The following is an 18,996-nucleotide window of genomic DNA, read 5'->3' as shown; positions in this document are numbered from 1 at the left end:
GGCGCGCGCCGGGTTTTTTGTTGCGCGGGTGAGGCGCCCTGCGTCTGCATGGCACGAAAGCGGTCGAGCAGCTGCACGCGATTGAAGGGCTTCAGTAGATAACCGTGCGCGCCAGCGCGCTTTGCACGCATAATCGCGCCGAGATCGAGCTCAACCAGAAGCACGATGATCAGAGGCATGGCGGCAGTGCCGAACGAACGGATATGGCCGATGAATTCGGTCAGTTGCATGTCCGGCAATGACGAATCAACCACGATGATGTCGGGCATCTCGGTCGCGCACAGATCGATGGCCGCCGCCCCGGTCGCGGCTTCCGCCACGAACATGCCTTCGCCGCTGAGGATTCGCCTGGCCACCTTGCGAATGACGCTCGACTTATCGACGAACATGCAGCGTTTCATTGTATGTCCCCATTCCCGCCCGCAGGCAGGCCATCCCTAACAGCGCCGATCCTAAACGACGGCGTTTAAGAAGCCGAAAAAGCAATATTTAAAATTTGCACGACACCCGTTGCATCGCGCCGCCGGCACAAATGCCGGCAAGCCCTGTTCCGTTTTTCGGAACGGGCGATGCCGTTGCCTGCATATGGATCGGGTCAGATCGCGACCAGAGCAATCTCTTCGGCGGTAGCGCGGATGGTGATCGTCATGCCGGCCTCGCGTGCGAGAAGCAGCGTGTAATAAGGCTGGACCGAATGCGCGTCGATCGGCTCGTCCGGACGGTTACCGGAGTGGAGCTCGAGAAACTTCGGAGGCACGCGCAGCATCGGGCCGCTCACGGTCAAGGTGAAGCGCGGCTGCTCCTCGAATTCGTCGAGGATCACGGAGAGCCTGCCGCCGCGCGGAATGGCGGCATTGGCGACCAGCACGAGGTTGAGCAGAAGCTTGACCTTGTTCTTGGGCAGCAGGGCGCGGGTGCCCGACCAGGTCAGCTCCGGCTTTTCATTCTTGAGGAAGGCAATCGTCACCGCTTCCGCATCGCCGGTGTCGATCAGCATGCCGGCGGAACCGGCGGCGCCGAATGCGATGCGGGCGAATTGCAGCCGGGCCGAGGCGTTGCGCGCGCTCTGCCGGATCAGGTTCATGGCGTCTTCGTCGGCACCGCCTTCGTCCAAGAGTTCCAGGCCGTTGTTGATGGCACCGACGGGCGAGATGATGTCGTGGCAGACCTTGCTGCAAAGAAGCGCAGCGAGTTCGGCGGGGGTAAGCGTGAAAAGGTCAGCCATGGAAACCTCGAGAAATGAAGCAAGTTCGGACGGACCGTTGCCCGCCGTGCGAATCACGCTCTCCCCCAGTTCCATCTGGATATACGGCGCATTCGGTTGGAGCAACAAATCCGGGAGACAGGTCGGCGTCGAAGAGCGCGTCGCGCCGACCTCGTCGGAAGAAACGGTTCCGACCGGCCTTCGAACCGCCATCATCATGTGAGAGCTTAATGGTTGAAAAACGATTACGGCATAGTTTGCCAGGGAATGGCACCGGAAGCGGCCGATGAGAGTCGCGAGGGTGCGAGGCGTCGGCGAAGGTGCTCCCAGACGGAGATTGGAAGCATGCATTCCCGATTTCGCGATTGGCGCGTCTCCCGCGTCCTCGCTCTGACGATCGCCCTGATGGGCTTTTTCACCCTTTCGCTCCAGGCTTCGTATGCTCAGCAGTATACGTCCCAGGAAATCGTCGATTCGGGCCATAAGTTCTTTGGCGAAACGTCAGGTGGGCTGGCCACGGTCGTCGAGAAAATCTTCTCCACCTATGGCTTGCCGAATGGCTATGTGCTTGGCGAGGAAGGATCAGGTGCCTTTGTCGGCGGTCTGACCTATGGCGAAGGCAAGCTCTACACCAAGAACGCCGGCGACCATAAGGTCTACTGGCAGGGCCCATCGCTCGGCTGGGATTTCGGCGGGCAGGGCTCGCGCGTCATGGTGCTGGTCTACAACCTCGACGACGTCGGCAATCTTTACAACCGTTTCGCCGGTGTCGCCGGCTCGGCCTATGTCATTGCCGGTCTCGGCTTCAACGTGCTCAAGGCCGGGAATGTGCTCTTGGTGCCGATTCGCACCGGCGTCGGCGCGCGGCTGGGCGTCAATCTGGGCTATCTGAAACTGACCCAGCAGCCGACCTGGAACCCGTTCTGAGCTGCAAAGTTATGGTGGTTCGGTGGATTGTGGGGGGAGCAGCCCGACAATCCGCCGAAACACTGGATTTCGAATATAAGGACATGGCAATGTTCTGCTCGCGCGGCTTCGCCGCCGAACCCAACGGATAGGCCCTCTTGGTTCAGTCGATCCTGTTCTTTCTCCTAGGCTTCCTGGTAGCCGGTTTCCTGGTCGTGCTGGTTGCGCCGGCGGCTTGGCGGCGTGCCGGCGTGTTGACCAAGCGGCGCGTCGAGGCGGCGATGCCGCTCACGACCACCGAGATCCAGGCGGACAAGGACAGGTTGCGCGCCGAATTTGCGGTGACCGCGCGCCGCCTGGAGATGGAGGCCAAGGCGCTCAAGGACAAAAGCAATGTCCAGTTCATCGAAATCAATCGGGTCCGCGATGAGCTGAAGCAACTGGCTGGCGAAGGTGCGCGGAAAGATCAGACCATTTCGGCGATGGGGGCAGTTGGCGGCGACTTGCAGGACAAGCTGCAACAACGCGACGCCGAGATCGCGCGCCTTACAGCCCGGGTGACCGAGGTCGAACGGACGATCGCGCAGAAAGCCGAAGAGATCGAAAAGCTCGGACGCATGTATGAAGAGGCCAGCTTCTCTTCCTCGAACCGCCAGATCGAACTGGTGGCGCGCGAATCCGAGATCGAAAAACTGAACAACGACGTTTCCGTTCTGCGAGCGCAGCGCAAGGAAGTCGAGAAGCGGCATCAGGAAATCGCGACGGAAGGCAAGGCCGCGGTCGAGGCGCTGTCGAACGAGAAGAAGAAACTCGCCGACCGGGAAAAGAAGCTGGAGCGCCTGCTGTCGACACTCGCCGATCGCGACGAAACGCTGGATCGGCGCGATCGGGAACTAACGAGGCTTCGTGAGGACATGAAGAAGAACGGTGTGCAGCTCGAGGCTGCCAATCGGGAGCCCGGCGCTGGTGCCGGTGGTGAGCCACGCCGCGACGCGGAGCGGACAGCGGCGCAACTGTCTCCCTTGTTCACCGGTGTCGGTGGAGTTGACACCGAAAAGGTCGTTGCCAAACTCAACAACGACCGCGAACGGCTGGAAGCGCGGCTTGCGACGCTTGCTCGCGAGAACAAGAGATTGCGGGCGGGGCTCTCGGCCTTCGATGCCGGAAAGAGCGGCGGCAACGGCAAGGAACAGCGCGAAGGGGCGCAATTGCGCGAGCAGATGCAGGACCTTGCGGCCGAGGTCGTCAGCCTTGCCGCGGCGCTGGAAGGGCCGAATTCCGAAGTGGCCAAGGTGCTGGCAACCGCTGAAACCAGCTCCGGTCGTGAAGATGGCACGGCAATGCGCAGCATCGCGGAGCGCGTGCAGGCGCTGCAGAAAACGACGTCGCCCAGTTAGTCCGTTTCTGACGGGTCGGTTCGGCTGGATGTGCGGGTGCCGCAGCGGAGCCTCTTCAGAAGCGTCCTGCGGAAAAGTGGTGCAACGCCACCGCGGAGGCCGCTGCGACATTCAAACTGTCGAAATCCCTGACCATGCCGATGCGCAATGTCTGCATCCGGGCCAAAAGGGGCGGCGGCAGGCCTTCGCCTTCCGTTCCGAAAAAAAGCGCTGATCGCTTCGCCGGCCTGACATCGCGCATTTCGCTATCGCCGTTTGGCGAAAGGGCGAGACAGTCGAACCCCTTGGCCACGAGCTCGGCCATCAAATGCACTGGATCGGGAAAACTCGCAAAAGGGACCTTGAGCGCGGCGCCAACAGAAACGCGGATCGCCTTGCGGTAGAGCGGATCGCAGCAGGTTGTGTCCAGAAAAACGGCATCGGCGCCGAAGGCGGCGGCGTTGCGGAATATCGAGCCCAGATTGTCATGGTTGGAGATGCCGACGAGCACGACGATCAAGGCGCATTCCGGCAACGTGTCGAGCAGGTGTTCGGCGCCCTGCAGTTCGCGCCGGCGACCGACCGCCAGGATGCCGCGATGCATCGGAAAGCCGGCGATGCTGTCCATCACCGAGCGGCTCGCAACGTAGATCGGCAGGCCAGGCGGTGCCTTGGCGATGACAGCGTCGAGGCCAGTCAGCCGGTTTTCCAGCACCAGGATGGACTCGACCGGAAAACGCGCGGTGCTGAGCAGCACGTCGAGCACCACCTTGCCCTCGGCGATGAAGCGTCCCTGACGACCGACAAGATCGCGCTCGCGGATGTCTTGATAGGGGGCAACCCGTGGATCGTTCGGGTCGTCGATATTGACGATTTGCATGATGGCCCAGACAGGCTCCACAACGTGCCGCATCACAGGAAGCAGATTGAGCCTGCCTCGACGCACCAGACGCTATAGTCGTGGCTCGTCGTTTGCGGAAGCTGTCACCGTCGGAAGATTTTCTGCCCGGCTTTAGGCGCTGTCCAATGGCCCTGCCATGGCAGGCGTGAGGACAAGCACTGGCCGTGTTCAGCGCGTGGTGTTGTTCACACGTGTCGGCTGTTTGGGTTCCGAGCTGCCGGAGAAGATGGCGCCGAGCGTTGCCAGAAGTTGGCGAACCGCTTCAGAACGGCAGGAATAGTAGATCATCTGCCGATCGCGGCGGGTCTGCACCAGGCCAAAGGCGCGCAGCTTCGCCAGATGCTGCGAAAGGGCCGATTGGCTGAGATCGACTTTTTCGGCGATGGTCCCCACCGTCAACTCGTCATCGACGAGATGGCTCATGATGGCGAGCCTCTTCTCATTGCCCATCAGGGTGAGAAAAGCGGCGGCGGTTTCGGTGTCGCTGATCAAGTTTTCTGAAAGCATCGTTGCCCCATATCTCTTCGTCTCAGGCGCCATGGGGGCAATGGCTTAATTCATAGTACCCTAAATTTGCAGTCACTTGCAATCAGGAAGAGCATTGGAATCGCAAAGTGGTGCAGACCACTTGGCGGTCGTTCGGCGAGTTCCGTCGCGCCTGTCATTCCTGTGTCTGTCCGGCAGCCCGCCCGGCCTTGGCCATTTCCACCAGGGTCATGCGCAGGTCCTGCTGGGTTGCCAGCGGCTTCGGAAAGAAGACACGTTCCGTCAGATCACCCGAGACAAGGTCCATACCCTCGGCGTCGAAACCGGTCAGCACCCAGCCGTCGCCCGCGGCCTTGGCGTAGTGATGGGCATAGATGGCAATCGCGTCGAGATGTTCGGTGTTCATGTGGTCAAGCGCCGACTGTTCGCTGTCGGCCAAGGCTGCGTTGATCGCGTTGTCGGCGATGAGGTCCGTCCGTTCGAGCAGATAGGCCTTGCCAAAACCGCCGTTGAGCGAAGCGCGCTCCACCTCAAGCCGGAAGAAAGAGAAATCTCCCAGCCCGACATAGAGCTTGGCTTTGGGATTGCGGTTGAGATACCGCCGTTCGGCCCGGGCCTGATCTTCGGTCCCACGCTCCAGGCGCGTTGCCCGACACGCCAGCGTCATGCGCGGATGGGCGAGCGCATCGCCCTTACCGGGCTCGCCCACCAGCAGCGAGCAGCGGGGATCGGCAATGAGGGATCCGGTGTGGGCGGCCAGCATGGAAATCAGGATGATTGGCGTTCCATCCATGTCGGTGGCGACACCGACACGGCTGGCCAGTGGCGCACCGGTCGCCGGATCGAGCACGGCGAGGGCGCCGAAGCGGGCCGTGCGCAGCAATGTCTTGGCCAGACGAATCGACTGCGCGTCGGTTTCCCTGAGGACATCTTTCTTCTGTTGTTCCACGAAACTCACCACAATAAGCTGAATGTTATGGTCCAGTTATTGGCCGGCGATACCCGCTTTGACAAGAGCTTCCATCTCGTCCTGGCCGATACCGAACCGGGTCAGGATGGCGGCCGTGTCGCGATCAGCTTCGCTCGATGGCGTACTCGCCGATGACGGCGTCGTTGAAAACCGTGGCGCGGGTGCCGGCCGGCTAAAGCCGCCGATATCGACAAAGGCTCCGCGTGCGCGGTTGTGCTCGTGGTTCCTGGCCTCGGCGAACGAGAGCACCGGCGCCACGCAGGCGTCCGTCCCGGAAAAGACCAGGTCCCATTCGTCGCGTGTTTTCTCCCGCACGCGCAGGGTTATGGTCTCGCGCATCTGCGGCCAAAGCTTTCGATCGTACTGGCCGGACACGAAACGCTGGTCGAGCGGCAGCAGCCGGGCGAATTCGGCGAAGAATTGCGGTTCCAGGCACCCAATCGCGATGTGGTGCCCATCGGCGGTCTCGTAGGTGTCGTAGAAAGGGGTACCGGAATCGAGCAGGTTTGCGCCGCGCTGGTCTTGCCACAGGCCGCCCGCCATCATCGCGTGCAAAGGCGCGGTCAACAGCGACGCACCTTCGACCATTGCCGCGTCCACCACCTGTCCTTGGCCGCTTCTGGAGCGGTGGAAAAGCGCTGCGAGCACGCCTGCGATCAGCATCATCGACCCGCCGGCATAGTCGCCGACCAGATTGAGGGGCGGCACCGGCCTCCCATCTTGATGGCCTATGGCGTGAAGAATGCCGGAATAAGCGAGATAGGTAATGTCGTGGCCGGCGCGCTCGGCGAGTGGCCCATCCTGCCCAAAGCCGGTCATGCGGCCATAAATGAGCGCCGGATTGCGCGCCAGCGTCTCGGCCGGCCCAAGCCCAAGGCGTTCCATCACGCCGGGGCGAAACCCTTCCATCAGCACATCGGCCTTCTCAGCCAGGCGCAGCAGCAGTTCCGCGCATTCGCGCCGTTTCAGGTCGAGTGCGAGGATGGCGCGGCCATGGCTGTCGAGATCGTATTCCGGCGCCAGCGGAATAAACTGCCAGTTCGGCCCGCTTCTTACGATGCGAAGCACGTTCGCGCCCATTTCCGAGAGCATTAGAGCTGCGAGCGGCACCGGACCGATGCCGGCCATCTCGATTACGGTGAGGCCGGCCAGCGGCCCGCTTTTGTCGCCCTGTCGCGCGGCCTCTCCCATCGAAACGGCTATTTCGGTGCCATGCGGATGGCGCCGTCGAGGCGAATGGTCTCGCCGTTCAACATCTGGTTCTCGACGATATGCAAGGCCAGGGCCGCATATTCCGACGGCTCGCCGAGCCGCGACGGGAAGGGGACCGCCGCGCCCAGCGAATCCTGCACTTCCTGCGGCATGCCGGCCATCATCGGCGTTTTGAAGATGCCGGGCGCGATGGTGCAGACGCGGATACCGGAACGGGCGAGGTCGCGCGCAACCGGCAAGGTCATGCCGACAACGCCACCCTTGGATGCCGAATACGCGGCCTGCCCGATCTGCCCGTCATAGGCCGCGACCGAGGCTGTGTTGACGATGACGCCGCGCTCGGCACCGGTCAGCGGCTCGAGTTTGGCGGTGCGATCGGCGACAAGTCGGATCATGTTGAAGGTGCCGATCAGGTTGACTTCGATCACCTTGCGATACTGGTCGAGTGGATGCGGGCCATCCTTGCCGACCGTCTTCACGCCGATGGCGATACCGGCACAGTTGATGAGAATGCGCGGTTCGCCGAGCGTCTTCGCCACTTCAGCGACAGCTGCCGCACCGTTTTCGGCGCTGCTGACATCGCATTTGACCGCGATACCGCCGATTTCGGCTGCAACCTTGTCGGCGCGGTCGATGCCGACGTCGAAGAGCGCAACCCTGGCGCCCTTGGCCGCAAGCGCGCGAGCCGTCGCCTCACCAAGGCCCGAACCGCCGCCGGTCACGATCGCGATCTGGCCATTTGGGTTCATGAATGCTCCTCCGTGTTACAGGCATGCTACGGGGCCGGTCGCGATGCTGCAACAGGCCGGTACGATGGTTGATGTTGCAGTCGCGTCAGGCCGGTTCGGCGACGCCCACCTGATCGGCGTGCTGGACCATGCCCGTCAGCTTGGCCACCGCCCCCGGCTGGATTTCGTGCGCCAACAGCCGGTCGAGATCGACTGGTCTCGGCATCGAAAGCTGTCCGCGCGGGATACGCTTGAAGCCGAGGGGGCCGTAATAAGGCTCGTCGCCAACCAGGACCACCGAGGGCCAGCCATCCTTGGTCGCGGCTTCGAGCGCCATCGCCACCAGCTTGCGGCCGATACCCAGGTTCTTATAGGCAGGCCGCACCGCAAGCGGCCCCAAAAGCAGCGCCGAGCCGTCGCCGGCGACGATGTGTGTCATGCGCACGGAGGCGATGACGGTTCCGCCGTCGACAGCGACGAAAGACAGGCTGCGCTGGTGCGGGCCGCCTTCACGGATCTTGTAGGCGGCGCGGGTGAACCGGCCGGGTCCGAAAGCTTCTTCGTTGATGGATTCGATTTCGGCGTCGTGCGCCGGGGTTTCCGGCAGATAAATCACGTCGGCAAGGCTCATGGTCTTTGCGTTCCGGTATACGAGGAAAGAGTGCGTCAGACGGCGGCGTTCGCCAGTCCGCGCTTCATCAAGCGTGGGCGCTCTTTCGTCGTCGGTCGAACCGGATCGTTGCAAAGAAGTCGAACATGGAATTGTCCGCTAGCATCAAATGTTGCGCATCGCAATCGGCGTTTTTGCCGGTGTTGCGCCAGCATTTGACGGTGTGTTCAGCCAGGCGGCGTTTCGGAGCCGGCGCGCCTGCCCTAAATGGGAGTGAATTGAAACAAGGAAAGCCATCATGGGATTGCTGGTCGACGGCAAATGGCAGGACCGCTGGTACGACACCAAACAAAGCGGCGGCAAGTTCGAGCGCACCCAATCGCAATGGCGTGACTGGGTGACCGTCGACGGCAAGCCGGCCGAAGGGCGATCCCGCGGGTTCAAAGCGGAACCGGGACGTTACCACCTCTACGTTTCACTGGCCTGTCCGTGGGCTCACCGCACGCTCATCTTCCGCGCCTTGAAAAAGCTCGAAGGCATCATTTCAGTCTCGGTCGTGCATCATTTCATGGGCGAGAACGGCTGGACCTTCCGCGTCGCGGACGGCGCGACCGGCGACACGCTCTATGGGCTCGATTTCCTGCATCAGGTCTACACAAAGGCTGACCCAACCTATAGCGGCCGCGTCACCGTGCCGGTTTTATGGGATCGGAAGGAAGAGACCATCGTTTCCAACGAATCTTCCGAGATCATCCGCATGCTGAATTCGGCCTTTGACGAATGGGGGGACGCGACAGTCGATTTTTATCCCCAGGCGCTGCGCGCCGAGATCGATGCCGTTAACGCGGACATCTATCGGGCCGTCAACAACGGCGTCTATCGTGCCGGCTTCGCCACCACGCAGGCCGCATACGAAGAAGCGTTCGGTGAACTGTTCGCCACGCTCGACCAGCTGGAGAACAGGCTTTCGCATCAGCGCTATCTGGTCGGAGATCGTATTACCGAGGCGGATTGGCGGCTGTTCACGACACTGGTTCGCTTCGACCCCGTCTATGTCGGCCATTTCAAATGCAATCTGCGCCGCATCGCCGACTATCCAAACCTGTCGAACTATCTGCGCGAGCTCTATCAGGTGCCGGGCGTGGCCCCGACGGTCAACATGCAGCACATCAAGGCGCATTATTACGCCAGCCATCTCACCATCAATCCAACCGGCATCGTGCCGGTAGGGCCGCAGCTTGATTATCTGGCCCCACACGATCGGAGCCGCTTCCGGAAGGCTCGCTGACTTACCAGTAAGGCGAAACCGGCGCGTCGTCGAAGACTTCGGCGATGCGCTTCAGCGTCGCCGGCGTCGTGCCCTCGGGCAAACGGTCGAGCGGGAAGAAGCCGGCCTCGGCGATCTCGAAGTCGGGCCGTTTTGGTGCCGTCTGCTGGAAGGCTTCGACCAGGTAGAAGCCGACATGGTCGCGTGGGCTCGAAACGGCGTTGAGGTGGATGGATTTCAGCACCGGTGGCCCGGCAAGGGCGATGTTGCCTTCTTCGGCGAGCTCGCGTGTCAGCGCCTGTTCCATGGTTTCGCCCTTCTCCACGCCGCCGCCCGGCAACTGCCAGCCAGGCACGTAGGTATGGCGGATCAGGAAGACTGAATTGCTGGCGCGATCGTGGATCAGCCCGCGCGCGCCAAGCGTCATCGGCCGCTTCAGCAGGAAGAGCATATGGAAGAGCCTTGCCCTCACGCCCGGCCAGCCGGTCTGGCGAAACGGCATTTCCGGGTCCGTGCCGCTCATGGCATGAGAAACCACGGGTGGATTGCCGGCGGCTGCTCGCTTAAGAAGACATGATGTACAGGCTTGCGCATATTTCCGACGCTCATCTCGGACCGTTGCCCGGTGTAACCTATCGCGACCTCGCGTCCAAGCGTGTGCTGGGTTATGTCAATTGGCAGCGCAACCGCCGCCGCACCATGCACGACGCCATCATCGACACGCTGGTTACGGACATCAAGGCAAGCGATGTCGACCACATTGCCGTGACCGGCGATCTGGTCAATCTGGCGCTGGACGGCGAGATCGAGATGGCCCGGTTGTGGCTGGAAACGCTTGGCGCCCCGCATGACGTCTCCGTGGTTCCCGGCAATCACGACGCTTATGTGCCGGGCGCTTTCGACAAGGCCTGTCGGGCCTGGGCGCCATGGATGTGCGGAGACGGTGCCAATCATGCCGTCGATCGCCATAGTTTTCCCTATCTCAGGGTGCGTGGCGAGATCGCGCTGATCGGCGTGTCGACGGCGCGTGCGACGGCGCCGTTCATGGCCAACGGCTTTTTCGAAGAGCAGCAGGGTGCGCGGCTGGCGCGGCTTCTGGAGGAAACGGGCCGGCGCGATCTGTGTCGAGTGATCCTTATCCACCACCCGCCCGTGCGCGGTGCTCTCGCCCAGCACAAGCGCCTGTTCGGTATCAAGCGGTTCCAGGCCATCGTCAGGGAACACGGTGCCGATCTCGTGCTGCATGGTCATTCGCACGATCCGACGCTCTACTGGATTGGACGCGTCCACAAAGTACCGGTCGTGGGTGTGGCCGCAGCGGGGCAGGGGCTTGGTGGCCGGCACCCGGCGGCGCAATACAATCTGCTCGACATCGGCAGGGTGGACAGCGGCTGGCGGATAAAACTGTCGCGGCGTGGCTTGACCGGGCCTGCGCTGACGCCAGCGGAACTGCTGACAATGGAGTTGGGCGCGGAGCCGGAAAAATCTACGGCTTGACGCTGTCGATCAATGCTACGACGCGTTCCCAGAACAGGGCGGCGGAGATGGCGAGACCAACAACAGCTCCGGTAAGGACAAGGCCGAGCCCGCCAAGGAACGAGCGACCGCGCGAGGGGTGAACGACGGCTCGCAACGGTGGTTCGGCTTCCGCCGCTGACGGTCGGATCAACCCGCTTGCCGGCTCGACTCCACCTTCCAGCAGGCGCTGGCGCTCGACCATGCGCTCGGCGACGTAACGTGTCACCTGGTCGGCGACTGCCTTCATATCGGTGGATTCAGCCAGCACAACACGACCGACACGGGTGTCCTTCAGGAAGCGGTAGCAGCGGCGGTCCCGGCCCATCGCGACATGGCTGACGGCATCGATCCACAGCCTTGGCTGCAGACCGGAAGAGAGCGCGAAATCGAAATAATCGACGTCGGCAGGCACCTCGGCGAAGATGGGCGCCAGTTCCGCAGCCAGCAGTTCGAGCCGCATGCGGTGCGCCTCGCGCATGTCGACGACGACATCGTCACGATCGGCCAGTGCGTTCTTCACGTCGCGGACAGCGTCGGAGAGCCTGCGCGCCTGGTTCAACGGGGTCACGGTTTCGCCTGTTTCCGGCATTGCCTTGCCTCACGGTTTGGTTAATCACCGGTTAACACAAACCTTGTCGCTTTGCACTCACGGCAATCGTGTCGGCAGGATCAGACGCTGTTCCTGATTATCCCCCGCAGCAATTCGACGATGAGGCCGGGAGCCTCGTCGGGCAGCATGTGGCCGGCGACCGGCACCAGGTGCAGGTCGAAACGGTCGGGCAGGGTATCGGCCTGGCTGACGGGAAGAACGCTGTCCAGAACGCCCCAGGCGACCGCGACGGGCATGGTCAATTTCGCCAGCAGGTCGGCCGGAATGACACCTTGCCGACCGCCCTTGGCGATTGTCGCGACGATCTCTCTGAGCTTCTTCAACTGGCCGGGGCGTGCGCGCATTGCCATGGCGTCGGCAACGATCCTGTCGGAGACAATATGGCCCGGGCCTGACATAGCGGCCAGGCAGGCGCGAATTTCATCCGGGTCTTCGGCGGCCGCAAATCGGCGCAACAGGTCGGCGTCGATCTCTTCCCCGTAGCCGCCGGGCGCAAGCAGGGTCAGCGACGCGAAGCGGTCCGGGTCGGCCAGCGCGATCAGCGTGGCGATTGCACCGCCCATCGAGTGGCCGACGAGATGGGCGCGGCCGATGCCGCGTTCAACCAGATCGGCCAGGATCGCTTCCGCCATGCGTTTTGGCGAGCGCGCGCTTTCGGCCTCGAGCGAGGCGCCATGGCCGGGAAGGTCATAGGCGATCAATCCCGCCTCGGTTGCAAGCTGGGGCACGATATCGGCCCAAACGGCATGCGAACCGCCAACCCCGTGCAGCAGCACGATGGTTTCCGGTCCGGTTCCCTGGATGTTTGCGAAGAGGCTCATGGGCTCCTCAAGTAGCGCCGCTTAGTCCCGCCGTTCGAAGCCCCTGGATGAATTTTTCCACCATTCCAGGGGGATAGTTCCGCTTGGTGAATGTCGCTCGCGGGTTGGCGACAAAAGCGGGGAAGTTCGCATTCAACTGGCCGATGATGTCGTTCACCATTTGCTGGTTGCCCACCTCACTGGCTATCACCAATCGGCTGGTGAGGAAAAGCGGGTTGGGGGCCGCGGTCGCGATCGGACTGATCGCTTTCGCCGCCAGTTCCTTGTCTCCTTGCATATAGGCTCCGGCGAAAAGTCCGTAGTCCCACCAGGCTGCGTGGGCTCCATCCGCAGCGTCGATCGCCTGGATCATGGTCGAGGTGCCCTTGACGTAGTCGCCGCTGAAAATCAGCGCATAGGCATAAGATGCGATTGCCTGCGGGTCGTAGGGGTTCATCTGATAGGCCTTCGACGTCCACTGCACCGTATCGGTCCAGATGCCCAGCCGGTTGGAGATGTAAGCTTTCGCATTGTAGGCGCGTGGGCTCGACGGGTTGGCCTGGATGGCGCGTTGCGCGAACTCGCCCGCCTTGTCGAGCGAGGAATTCAGCGGGTAGGCGTAGCGCCAGATCAGGCCGGTCGTCGTCAACGTCGAGAGGCTCGAATACACCATGGACGATTTGGCGTGATTGGCGGCCAAGGCCTCGAAACAACGATATGCCTTTTCGTGAACCTTGGCATTGGCTTCCAGCTCGAAGGCGTTCTCCAGGATGAGGCAGGCGGTGAGGCCTTTGGCAAAACCGTTGCGCTCCAGAAATGTATAGATGAGGCCGGAAACTGGAGTTGTGTCCCCTAGGATCTTACCGATCTGGGGTTCGATCTGTGCGCTTGTCGTGTCCGAAACCGCGATTGTGCGGGACAATGCCACGGTGCCTGTCTGCAGGTTCTGCAGTTCCACGGTTACCCAGCCCGTGCCTGGCCCGGGCGTGATGTTGAAGACAAAACTCGTCGCGTCGGCGGCCTTGTTGCGATCGTCAGCCGGATCGCGGCCGATGAAATTGACGGTCTCGAAACGGGAAAGTCCCGCCCGCAGGGCAGCGGCAACCTGCTCGGTGGCCGGATCGGCCTTTTTTGAAACGACATAGGCGATCGGCAGGTCTTCAGGTCCGACGCCGATATTGGCATCGGAGTGCGCCGGCGGGTTCGCCGATGCAGTGGCCCGGCCGAGACCGGCATTTTCCAGCGCGCTGACGAGCTTGTCGGTCATTTCCTCCGGCACGAATTTCCATTCTTCCAGCATGCTGCGGGGATTGGCCGCAAAGTCGGGAAACTTCGTCCGTATTTGATCCAACAACGCACTGGCCTTGCGGCGGTCGTCGGATTGGGAAGCGACGATCAGCCGTGCCGCCAGGAAGCGGGCGTCCGCGCCAGCCGCGGTCAGGGAAAGCGCTGCACGCGTGGCGATCTGCTGGTCCCCCAGCATGAACGCGCCACAGAACAGCTTGTAGTCCCACCATGCCGGGTGAACTGCGCCGGAGCCATCGATTGCCCGGGTCAGCAGAGCCATGCCGTTCTTGTAGTCGCGCTTGAAAAACAGGGCCGAGCCATAGTTAGCCGCGGTTGCCAGATCGTATGGATTGAGATCGTAGGCCATCTTGGCCCATTTGACCGTGCCTTCCCGATCACCCAGCCTGCTCGCGACGAACGCCTTTGCCCCATAGGCCTGGGAACTGTCGGGGTCGATTTCCACGGCATGTTGGGCAAGCGTTGCCGCCTTTTCCACCGTTGCGTCTTCCGGGTAGCGAAAATCCCAAATCAGCGAATTCAGTATCAGATTGCTCAATTCGGCATAGACGAGGGTGGATTTGGCCCCGTTGCGCTCGATCATTTCCAAACACTGATAGGCGTTTTTGAACGATTCCAGCTGGGGGTGGACCCTGGCGGAGTTGCTAAGCAGCAGGCATCGCGTCAGCCCCCGCTGGAGCCCGACCTGCTGGAGATAGCTGTAGATCGTACCGGGCACCGACGCCGTTTCGGCCAGTATGTTGCCGACGCTGTTGTCGATCTGCGACGCCGTTGCGTCGAACGCTTCCAGTTTCCGTACCGACAGGACACGCCCGGTTGCCAGGTTCTGCAATTCGACCGTCACACTGCCCGTTGTCGGACCGGGCTGCACGTGGAAGGAAAAACTGGTTGGCGTCGGTTTCGACGGGACCTCTTTCCTGACAAATTCCAGGGTGTCGAAGCGGGACAAGCCATCACGCAGGGCTGCAATCACACGTTCCGAGGCGGTGCTGCTCTCCGTGTTCACCAGATAGACGGTCGGCAAATCCTCCAGGCCTGGCACGGGCACGGCAACGGAGGGCGTCGGCGGTACGGTGGGCGAGGCCACCATGCTGGCATATTCCAGGGAGGCCGTCTTGAAAGCCTGCACCAGCTTCTCGCTCAGATCGTCCGGATAGTGGTTCTTGACGAATGTCGCGCGTGGATCTTCCGCGAATGTGGGAAACTTGTCTTTGATCTCGGTCAGCAGGCGCGCCACTTCCGCCTTGTTGCCATTGTGCCTGGCAACGATCAGTTGCGCCAAGAGATATTCGGGCAGCGGCTCCACGGCCGCCAGCGCCAGGGCGGCCCGTCTCTGCAGCTCCGGATTGCCCGTCATGAAGGCGCCCTGGAACAGCGCGTAGTCGAGCCATTTGCCATGCGGATCGGCAAGGTCGAGGCCGCGCGCCAGAAGTGCCGTTCCTTCGCTATACGAGCCCGCCATCACAAGGGCCCAGCCATAGTGGTACATGGTCCTCAGATCGTAAGGGGCGGCGTCGTAAGCCTTCTTTGCCCAGCGAACCCGTTCCTGTGAATTCCCAAGAACCCCCTCCGCATAGGCGGCCATGCGAAACGCGCGGGAACTCGTGGGGTCGATCTGGATGGCCTTGTTCACGAAGACCATCGCCTGCTGCACGCTTGAGGTTGCTGGATATGGATAGGCCCAGACGGTTGCATCCAGCTCCAGGCCGGCAAGGAGCGCATAGATAAAGGCCGACTTTTCGCCGCGTGCGATCAGGTTCTCCAGGCAGCGGTAAGCTGCCTCATGGCTCTTGGCGCCTTGATTGGAGGCATAGGCTCTGCCGAGGAGCACGCATGCGGTGAGGTCGTTCTGCAAGCCGTTCTGCTCGATATAGCCGTAGATCGAGCCAAACTGGCCAGTCACGTCACCCAGTATCTTGGCGACGCGATCGGTCACCTGCGAGGCGGTGGTCTGGAACGAGGTCAGGGTTTCGGAAGTCAGGATGCGGCCCGTCTTCAGGTTCTGGACCTCGATCGTGACATTTCCGACCGTCGTGCCGGGTTTGACATTGAAGACAAATGACGTCGGGTTGACCTGCTGCGGCGGGTCCTGACGAGGGTCCCGATCAATGAATTGGATGGTCTCCAGATGGGCAAGGCCGGAACGCAATATCGCTTCGACGCGCTGGACCGGCGGAGTGTTTCCCTCGACGACCAGGGAAATCGCCGGGAGTTTTCCCAACGTCTCAACGATGGTGGAATCCGGGGCAGGCGTGGCGGAAGCACCCGCCGCGACCGGCGTCCGCCCGGGTTCATCGGCCTGTCGCAGCAGGAGTATGACCAGAACGACCATGACGACGAGAAAAATCGCGGCGAAGACCCAAAACGCCCGCAAATGGCGAGGCGGGATCATCAAAGTGCCGGACGATCCCGGTGTTTGACGCCTATCCGCTTCGGCCGCCGGCGCCTTGGCTGGCGCGGCAGGCGAAGGGTGTTCGCTGGCCGGAGAAATCTGTGGCTGCAGCGAGGGCGTAATCTGGTGGAACGGTACGCCTGTTTCAGTCACCTCATATTGGGGCACATAGCCGCCGCGGGGGATGGTGATGCGAATGGGGTCGTTGACCCCCTCGGTCGCCGAATATTGCTGGAGCAGCTCGCGGAGCCGGCCTGCCTGCACGCGCACCACCGCGTCGGTGGATGGGTCGAAGCCGGCATCCTTGCCGAAGACGTCTACGGCGATCGCAAAGCCCTTCAGCCGGCTGGCTTCGCCGGCCTGTTCTCGCTCTACAAGGTAACGGAGTAACTCACGCGCACGCTCTGAGCGTCCAAATGTTTGGCTCGCCAGCAATTTCTCAAGCGTTTCGCGCACTGCGGGGGCGGCAGGCGTCGTATGCTGCAAGTGTCAACCTTTCAAGTCGGCACAAGTCATTTTTTTATCACGCATTTGCGCTCTGACACAAACGCTTCCCCAAGACCCCGGTTGAATCATTACAACCCCGGCTGGAAAAATCCAGCCGGGGCAACCCGTGAAATCAAGGGAATCAGCGGTTTTTTAGCCGATGATGCGGTTTACCGCCGATACAACCGCTTCGAGCGAAGCGGCGACGATGTTGGTGTTGATGCCGGCGCCGAAAGTCTTGCCGCCCGGATGCTCCATTTCGACATAGGAAACCGCCGAGGCATTCGAGCCACGCTGCAGGGAATGTTCGGAATAGTCGAGCACCGACATCTCGACGCCGACATGGCGCGAGAGCGCATCGACGAAGCCGTCGATCGGGCCGGTTCCCGTCCCCCTGATCGTCATTTCCTTGCCCCTGTCGAGGATAACGGCCTCGACGACGCGGCGGCCCTTCACTTCCGTATCGGGGAAGGTCTGATGGTCGATGAATTTCAGCCTGGCGCCGGGTTGTTCGACATAACGGTCGATGAAGCGGTCGTAGATGCGCTTGGCCGACACTTCCTTGCCTTCGGCATCCGTGATGGACTGGATGTCCTGGCTGAACTCGACCTGCAGGCTGCGCGGGAGATTGAGACCGTGGTCGGCCTGCAGAACATAGGCGATGCCGCCCTTTCCGGACTGCGAATTGATGCGGATGATCGCTTCATAGCTGCGGCCGACATCCTGGGGGTCGATCGGCAGATAGGGCACTTCCCACAGGGGTGTGTTGGCGACCTTGATCGCCTTCATGCCCTTGTTGATGGCATCCTGATGCGAACCGGAGAAAGCCGTGTAGACGAGTTCGCCGACATAGGGGTGGCGTTCCGGGATCTTCAGCTGATTGGAATATTCGTAGACATCCTTCATCCGGTTGATGTCGGAACAATCCAGGTCGGGATCGACGCCCTGCGTGAACATGTTCAGCGCCAGCGTGACGATGTCGACATTGCCGGTGCGCTCACCGTTGCCGAACAAGGTGCCTTCGACGCGGTCCGCGCCGGCCATCAGGCCGAGTTCGGTCGTCGCAATGCCGGTGCCGCGGTCATTGTGCGGGTGCAACGAGATGATCAGGTTTTCCCGGTTGTCGAGATGCCGGATCATCCACTCGATGCGATCGGCATAGACATTGGGCGTCGACATTTCCACGGTCGACGGCAGGTTGACGATGAGCTTGTTCTCAGGCGTCGGCTTCATGATCTCCGCAACCGCGTTGCAGATTTCCAGAGCGACTTCCAATTCCGTGCCGGTAAAGCTTTCGGGCGAGTACTGGAAGCGATAGCCGCCTCCGGCTTTCGCGGCCATGTCGGAGATCATCTTGGCTGCGTCGGTCGCAATCTGCTTGATGCCCGCGACGTCCTTCTGGAAGACGACGCGGCGCTGCAATTCGCTGGTCGAATTGTAGAAGTGCACGATCGGCGTCTTGGCGCCTTCGAGCGCCTCGAAGGTGCGGGTGATCAATTCCGGCCGGCACTGCACGAGCACCTGCAGGTCGACATTGTCGGGCACATTGCCTTCCTCGATGCACCAGCGAGCGAAGTCGAAATCGGTCTGCGAGGCCGACGGGAACCCGACCTCGATTTCCCTGAAGCCCATGTCGAGCAGCAACTGGAACATACGCGCCTTGCGCTCATGCCCCATCGGGTCGATCAGGGCCTGGTTGCCGTCGCGCAAATCGACCGAGCACCAGATAGGCGCCTTGTCGATCACCTTGTTGGGCCATGTGCGGTCAGTGAGACCTACCAACGGATAGGGCTGATATTTGCGTATCGCCTGCGGCATGCCCTTGGTGGACGCGTCTCGGATTTCTTCTCGTGCGTTCATCGTCTTTTCTCCCGGCGGCTTGCGGGGCCTCATTCCATGACGGCCATCGGTGCAAGCGGCACCACTACCTGATGTTCATTCGCTGAATGTGACTTGCGAGGAGCATGCACGCCATGCGGCGGTATCGACCGCCGGGTGCTCCTTCAGCGAGCCCGGCGATCGCCGATAAGGCCGAGAAGAAGCAGGGTCGCGGAAAGCGCGCGCACGGTCTCTCCAGCCAGGCTGGCCGAACGGGAGACAGAGGATGCGGGGCGCGTCGTCATGGCCGTTCTCTTACAGGAGCCTCCCCACGGAGGCAAGGGTAACGCTGCCGCACGGGTGAAAAGGCAGGGCACGGTTTTGCTTTGCGGTTTCATCTAAATGCG

General features: G+C 61.8%; 16 protein-coding genes and 1 pseudogene. 4 read left to right on the top strand and 13 right to left on the bottom strand.

Annotated features, from left to right (window positions below):
- Positions 1 to 44: 44 nt before the first annotated feature.
- Positions 45 to 401, bottom strand: a pseudogene (locus QFZ88_RS07340) (PleD family two-component system response regulator); the annotation flags it as partial.
- 194 nt (positions 402 to 595) lie between these two features.
- Positions 596 to 1,225 carry a histidine phosphotransferase ChpT gene (gene chpT, locus QFZ88_RS07335; protein ID WP_024925591.1) on the bottom strand — a complete coding sequence of 210 codons (630 nt, stop codon included), beginning with the start codon at positions 1,223 to 1,225 and terminating at the stop codon, positions 596 to 598.
- 384 nt (positions 1,226 to 1,609) lie between these two features.
- Between chpT and QFZ88_RS07330 the strand changes: the two genes are divergently transcribed.
- Both QFZ88_RS07330 and QFZ88_RS07325 read left to right on the top strand, forming a co-directional pair.
- Complete coding sequence (locus QFZ88_RS07330; RefSeq protein WP_244431141.1) at positions 1,610 to 2,131, top strand: DUF1134 domain-containing protein; 522 nt, start codon at positions 1,610 to 1,612, stop codon at positions 2,129 to 2,131.
- 137 nt (positions 2,132 to 2,268) lie between these two features.
- Positions 2,269 to 3,507, top strand: a complete 1,239-nt coding sequence (locus tag QFZ88_RS07325) for a hypothetical protein (RefSeq protein WP_024925589.1) — start codon at positions 2,269 to 2,271, stop codon at positions 3,505 to 3,507.
- A gap of 55 nt (positions 3,508 to 3,562) precedes the next feature.
- Here QFZ88_RS07325 and QFZ88_RS07320 read toward each other — a convergent pair whose 3' ends face one another.
- From QFZ88_RS07320 to QFZ88_RS07295, 6 genes are all read right to left on the bottom strand, one after another.
- Positions 3,563 to 4,366: a TrmH family RNA methyltransferase gene (locus QFZ88_RS07320; RefSeq protein ID WP_024925588.1), complete on the bottom strand. Its 804-nt coding sequence runs from the start codon at positions 4,364 to 4,366 to the stop codon at positions 3,563 to 3,565.
- Between the two features lie 189 nt (positions 4,367 to 4,555).
- Positions 4,556 to 4,894: an ArsR/SmtB family transcription factor gene (locus tag QFZ88_RS07315; protein ID WP_024925587.1), complete on the bottom strand. Its 339-nt coding sequence runs from the start codon at positions 4,892 to 4,894 to the stop codon at positions 4,556 to 4,558.
- A 154-nt stretch (positions 4,895 to 5,048) separates the two neighbouring features.
- A complete protein-coding gene (locus tag QFZ88_RS07310) occupies positions 5,049 to 5,822 on the bottom strand; it encodes a HugZ family protein (RefSeq protein WP_024925586.1) in 774 nt (257 codons plus the stop codon).
- Between the two features lie 36 nt (positions 5,823 to 5,858).
- Positions 5,859 to 7,034, bottom strand: a complete 1,176-nt coding sequence (locus QFZ88_RS07305; protein WP_024925585.1) for a CaiB/BaiF CoA transferase family protein — start codon at positions 7,032 to 7,034, stop codon at positions 5,859 to 5,861.
- Positions 7,035 to 7,042: 8 nt separating this feature from the next.
- Positions 7,043 to 7,804, bottom strand: coding sequence for a 3-hydroxyacyl-CoA dehydrogenase (locus tag QFZ88_RS07300; RefSeq protein ID WP_024925584.1), 762 nt, complete (start codon positions 7,802 to 7,804; stop codon positions 7,043 to 7,045).
- Between the two features lie 85 nt (positions 7,805 to 7,889).
- Positions 7,890 to 8,414: a GNAT family N-acetyltransferase gene (locus QFZ88_RS07295; RefSeq protein ID WP_024925583.1), complete on the bottom strand. Its 525-nt coding sequence runs from the start codon at positions 8,412 to 8,414 to the stop codon at positions 7,890 to 7,892.
- A 277-nt stretch (positions 8,415 to 8,691) separates the two neighbouring features.
- Between QFZ88_RS07295 and QFZ88_RS07290 the strand changes: the two genes are divergently transcribed.
- On the top strand, positions 8,692 to 9,681 hold the full coding sequence (locus QFZ88_RS07290; protein WP_024925582.1) for a glutathione S-transferase family protein: 990 nt from the start codon (positions 8,692 to 8,694) through the stop codon (positions 9,679 to 9,681).
- Between the two features lies 1 nt (position 9,682).
- Here the strand turns inward: QFZ88_RS07290 and QFZ88_RS07285 are convergent, their stop codons facing one another.
- Positions 9,683 to 10,183: an NUDIX domain-containing protein gene (locus QFZ88_RS07285; RefSeq protein WP_024925581.1), complete on the bottom strand. Its 501-nt coding sequence runs from the start codon at positions 10,181 to 10,183 to the stop codon at positions 9,683 to 9,685.
- A gap of 53 nt (positions 10,184 to 10,236) precedes the next feature.
- Here QFZ88_RS07285 and QFZ88_RS07280 point away from each other — a divergent pair, with 53 nt between their 5' ends.
- On the top strand, positions 10,237 to 11,157 hold the full coding sequence (locus QFZ88_RS07280) for a metallophosphoesterase family protein (RefSeq protein WP_024925580.1): 921 nt from the start codon (positions 10,237 to 10,239) through the stop codon (positions 11,155 to 11,157).
- Here QFZ88_RS07280 and QFZ88_RS07275 read toward each other — a convergent pair.
- From QFZ88_RS07275 to leuA, 4 genes are all read right to left on the bottom strand, one after another.
- A complete protein-coding gene (locus QFZ88_RS07275; protein WP_024925579.1) occupies positions 11,147 to 11,767 on the bottom strand; it encodes a hypothetical protein in 621 nt (206 codons plus the stop codon). The genes QFZ88_RS07280 and QFZ88_RS07275 overlap by 11 nt on opposite strands.
- A gap of 80 nt (positions 11,768 to 11,847) precedes the next feature.
- Positions 11,848 to 12,609: an alpha/beta fold hydrolase gene (locus QFZ88_RS07270; protein WP_024925578.1), complete on the bottom strand. Its 762-nt coding sequence runs from the start codon at positions 12,607 to 12,609 to the stop codon at positions 11,848 to 11,850.
- A 7-nt stretch (positions 12,610 to 12,616) separates the two neighbouring features.
- Positions 12,617 to 16,771, bottom strand: coding sequence for a hypothetical protein (locus tag QFZ88_RS07265; protein WP_024925577.1), 4,155 nt, complete (start codon positions 16,769 to 16,771; stop codon positions 12,617 to 12,619).
- Positions 16,772 to 16,924: 153 nt separating this feature from the next.
- Positions 16,925 to 18,631, bottom strand: a complete 1,707-nt coding sequence (gene leuA / locus QFZ88_RS07260; RefSeq protein ID WP_051504763.1) for a 2-isopropylmalate synthase — start codon at positions 18,629 to 18,631, stop codon at positions 16,925 to 16,927.
- Between the last annotated feature and the right edge of the window lie 365 nt (positions 18,632 to 18,996).

The sequence above is a fragment of the Mesorhizobium sp. YL-MeA3-2017 genome, from assembly GCF_030814575.1.
In the GTDB taxonomy this organism is placed as follows: Bacteria; Pseudomonadota; Alphaproteobacteria; order Rhizobiales; family Rhizobiaceae; genus Mesorhizobium; species Mesorhizobium terrae.
Note: the sequence above shows the minus strand (reverse complement) of the source record. Positions and strands in the feature narration are given on the sequence as shown.

What these genes read in the sequence shown, in the direction of transcription:
- chpT (WP_024925591.1), bottom strand. Translation starts at nt 1,225, where the DNA reads ATGGCTGACCTTTTCACGCTTACCCCCGCCGAACTCGCTGCGCTTCTT.
- QFZ88_RS07330 (WP_244431141.1), top strand. Translation starts at nt 1,610, where the DNA reads ATGGGCTTTTTCACCCTTTCGCTCCAGGCTTCGTATGCTCAGCAGTAT.
- QFZ88_RS07320 (WP_024925588.1), bottom strand. Translation starts at nt 4,366, where the DNA reads ATGCAAATCGTCAATATCGACGACCCGAACGATCCACGGGTTGCCCCC.
- QFZ88_RS07315 (WP_024925587.1), bottom strand. Translation starts at nt 4,894, where the DNA reads ATGCTTTCAGAAAACTTGATCAGCGACACCGAAACCGCCGCCGCTTTT.
- QFZ88_RS07305 (WP_024925585.1), bottom strand. Translation starts at nt 7,034, where the DNA reads ATGGGAGAGGCCGCGCGACAGGGCGACAAAAGCGGGCCGCTGGCCGGC.
- QFZ88_RS07300 (WP_024925584.1), bottom strand. Translation starts at nt 7,804, where the DNA reads ATGAACCCAAATGGCCAGATCGCGATCGTGACCGGCGGCGGTTCGGGC.
- QFZ88_RS07295 (WP_024925583.1), bottom strand. Translation starts at nt 8,414, where the DNA reads ATGAGCCTTGCCGACGTGATTTATCTGCCGGAAACCCCGGCGCACGAC.
- QFZ88_RS07290 (WP_024925582.1), top strand. Translation starts at nt 8,692, where the DNA reads ATGGGATTGCTGGTCGACGGCAAATGGCAGGACCGCTGGTACGACACC.
- QFZ88_RS07285 (WP_024925581.1), bottom strand. Translation starts at nt 10,183, where the DNA reads ATGAGCGGCACGGACCCGGAAATGCCGTTTCGCCAGACCGGCTGGCCG.
- QFZ88_RS07280 (WP_024925580.1), top strand. Translation starts at nt 10,237, where the DNA reads ATGTACAGGCTTGCGCATATTTCCGACGCTCATCTCGGACCGTTGCCC.
- QFZ88_RS07275 (WP_024925579.1), bottom strand. Translation starts at nt 11,767, where the DNA reads ATGCCGGAAACAGGCGAAACCGTGACCCCGTTGAACCAGGCGCGCAGG.
- QFZ88_RS07270 (WP_024925578.1), bottom strand. Translation starts at nt 12,609, where the DNA reads ATGAGCCTCTTCGCAAACATCCAGGGAACCGGACCGGAAACCATCGTG.
- leuA (WP_051504763.1), bottom strand. Translation starts at nt 18,631, where the DNA reads ATGAACGCACGAGAAGAAATCCGAGACGCGTCCACCAAGGGCATGCCG.